General features: G+C 54.2%; 3 protein-coding genes. 2 read left to right on the forward strand and 1 reads right to left on the reverse strand.

Features of this window, described 5'->3' with window-relative positions:
- The first annotated feature begins 132 nt into the window (after positions 1-132).
- Entirely contained in the window at positions 133-417 is a 285-nt protein-coding gene (locus tag ACH2EH_RS23325) for a hypothetical protein (protein WP_395145553.1), read from the forward strand.
- 335 nt (positions 418-752) lie between these two features.
- A complete protein-coding gene (locus tag ACH2EH_RS23330) occupies positions 753-1,385 on the forward strand; it encodes a phosphatase PAP2 family protein (RefSeq protein WP_395145555.1) in 633 nt (210 codons plus the stop codon).
- A 117-nt stretch (positions 1,386-1,502) separates the two neighbouring features.
- Here the strand turns inward: ACH2EH_RS23330 and ACH2EH_RS23335 are convergent, their stop codons facing one another.
- Positions 1,503-2,864 (reverse strand): sensor histidine kinase, encoded by a 1,362-nt coding sequence (locus ACH2EH_RS23335; RefSeq protein WP_395145556.1) that lies wholly within the window; start codon positions 2,862-2,864, stop codon positions 1,503-1,505.
- Positions 2,865-2,898 lie beyond the last annotated feature (34 nt).

Consider the following 2,898-nt stretch of genomic DNA (forward strand, 5'->3'; position numbering starts at 1 on the left):
GGCGGGCACGACCGTGGAGACGCTCGACGATCCCCGGCAGAAAGCGGCTTGGGGAGACTTCGAGAGTCTCGGCAATGAGATACTGGAGCTGATCTGAGGGGTTAGAGTTTTAGAGGGAAAGGGAAACGAGACATGAACAAGCCAAATGAAACGAACAAGCCACGTTACGCGGACATTATCCAGAAGGCGAGAGAGTCGGAAGGAGTGGAGCCGGAACAGGAGGTAGGAGTGGTGGAGATATTGCCAGAAAGCCAGAATAGCAGTTCTGTTAAAGTGATTGAGGAGATGGTGAACCTTTCGATCCGGGTGCCTAAGCGCCTTAGGATGCACTGGGTCGCGGAGGCCAAGCGCCACGATACGAGCATCACCACCGTCGTCACCGAGGCGCTCAATGCCAAGTTCGGAAGTCCTGGTTAGTAGTCTAGGGCTATAGCCTTGACCTTACCAAGATACCCATGTCCCCAAAGGCCCCTCGGTACTTTGGTTTCCTGAACCGGTTTCTCGCACAGCGACCTTCATCGATCCTAGTGAGCGGGCTGCACAACCCGCTCACCTATAGACCCGCGCCGGGAGTACCGTTCAATGGGTCGTTTTTGTTAGCGTTTAGGCTGCTTCCAAGTCGGAGATGATTCGGCCCGGTTTTAAGGAACTATCGTCCCGCTGATGACTTACTATGACTATCATCCTCAGACGGACTTTCTCGACGGAAAAAAGTGATGACACCTAGCAAAGGCTATTTCGGGACACTTACTATGCGAATCCTCAGTCGGCTGACACTAGCAGTCATCCTGGCTGCCGTCGCGATGTTTGTGTTCATCAAACTGGCGCATGAGGTCAACGAGGGCGAGACACGCCAGATTGACGAAGTGACGATAGCCTACTTTCGCAACCATTCCCGCCCGCTGTTTTTCTCGATCATGACAGCAATCTCGTGGCTGGCGGGTACGATCTGCCAGACGGTCGTGTTGCTCGGGTGCGTGATCTACTTTGCAGTGACGAAGCGCTTCCAGCCCCAAGGGGTAACGATGCTCCTCGGCGGCGTAGGCGGGATGGGCCTAATCATCGGTCTCAAGTATCTGTTCCACCGTCCGCGTCCTAGCATTATCTTCGAGCATCTGGGCTATTCGTTCCCATCAGGGCATTCTTTCTTTGCCGTGGTTGTGTACGGGATGTTAACTTACTGGCTAACACAAAACATGTCGGTCCGGCGTCGGCGTTGGGTATGGGCTTTGGCAGTCACAGGAGTTTTTCTGGTCGGCTTCAGCCGCGTCTTGATCGGCGAGCACTATCCTTCGGACGTAGCCGCAGGTTTTTTGATCGCCCTACCTTGGGTTTGGGGATGTCTCGCTATTGGCGCTGAGCTTCGTCCAGGAAATACAAAGTAACCCGAATGTTTCTGAGCAGGGGCTATGTGGGTCGTACAGTCAGCTCAGCGTAATAGAGGCAGGATTTGAGCTGTCCAAAAAATGAGTCTAGAGCTTGGCAGGGGTTGGTCACTTGGCTCAATGAGGGGTAGTCAGATCCGCTAGAGGGAATCTTATCTGAACAGCAGTGCCTTTTCCTACAGTGCTTCGCACGGAGACACTTCCCCCATGAGCTTCCACAATGGCTTTTACGATGGGTAGGCCGAGACCAAACCCTCCCGTCACGCGAGCGCGTGCAGTATCGGCTCGCCAGAGGCGCTCAAACACATGGGGGAGGTTCGCCTCAGAAATACCAGGGCCTTCATCCTCAATATAGATGTCTGCTCTGTCTCCCTTTCGTTCAATACGAATCCGCACACTCCCCCCAGGAAGCGAGTAGCGCACAGCGTTATCTAGCAAATTGGCAAAAACTTGTTGCAGGCGAAGACAGTCACCTCTAATAGAAAATGGTTCGGTCTGGAGTTCTATCTTTACTCCCGCTTCTTCCGCACGAGCACGAATCGCCTCAGCAGACTCCGTGATTATTTGTGCTATATCAACAAGGACTCGCTCCTGCACCAAGGCTCCTGCGTCAGCGAGCGAGAGCGTCAGTAAGCTTTCGGTCAAACGCGTCAGGCGCTCGACTTCCGTTATAGTGATCTGAAGGGCACGCTGGTGAGTCTTGGGGTCTTGCCGACGCAGGGCGACTTCAGCGGTCGTTCGAAGATTCGCGAGCGGCGAGCGAAGCTCATGGGCAGCGTCCGCAATGAACTGTGCCTGCCCTTCAAAGAGACTTTCCAGCCGAGCGAGCATGCCATTGATTCCCTCAGTAACATCTACTAGCTCCTCGTCCTCTGACAGCTGAGGCAGCCGTAGACTAAGATCAGCCGTGTGGATACTTGCCGTCTGTCTCGCGATCTCGCGGAGTGGTCGGGTGAGCCGCACAGAGAGATTCCACGCAAGTAGACAGGTGGCACCTGCGCCTAACATACCGATGAGCAGCATACGAAAAACGATGCTTCGCAGTGTGCTCTGCATGGGAGCCATGGATTCGATGCAGAGAGCGATATTACGAACTCCGTTGTCCTCATAAGGGTAGTAGAGTGCACGGTAGGTATGACCGTGCCGGTATAGATGGGTGAACAGCCGCTTCCGCACGGTGCGCTTCTCAGAGCGAAGTGATACGAGCCCACGCTCCAGGACTATCTTCCCCGTCGCCTCTCTCCAGACAAGAATAGATTCATCGTTGATGCCTATTTCTAAAGGGTCTCCGATCTCCTTTCCACCCACACTTTCTATCTCAGTACGGGTGATCTCTAGGAGAGTTTCGTCTTGCTTTTCCTGGAGCGCTGTTCGCACACTGACAAAGACAGCAAAGCCGGTCGCCAGAAGAATGCCCAGCGCACTCATGGCGATCCAGAAAGCGAGCCGTGCGCGGAATGTCTTGAGTACTTTACTCATAGGTTTGCAGTCCTGAGCCTATAGCCCGTTCCAC

It is taken from the genome of Armatimonas sp. (genome assembly GCF_043760365.1).
In the GTDB taxonomy this organism is placed as follows: domain Bacteria; phylum Armatimonadota; class Armatimonadia; order Armatimonadales; family Armatimonadaceae; genus Armatimonas.

What these genes read in the sequence shown, in the direction of transcription:
- ACH2EH_RS23325 (WP_395145553.1), top strand. Translation starts at nt 133, where the DNA reads ATGAACAAGCCAAATGAAACGAACAAGCCACGTTACGCGGACATTATC.
- ACH2EH_RS23330 (WP_395145555.1), top strand. Translation starts at nt 753, where the DNA reads ATGCGAATCCTCAGTCGGCTGACACTAGCAGTCATCCTGGCTGCCGTC.
- ACH2EH_RS23335 (WP_395145556.1), bottom strand. Translation starts at nt 2,864, where the DNA reads ATGAGTAAAGTACTCAAGACATTCCGCGCACGGCTCGCTTTCTGGATC.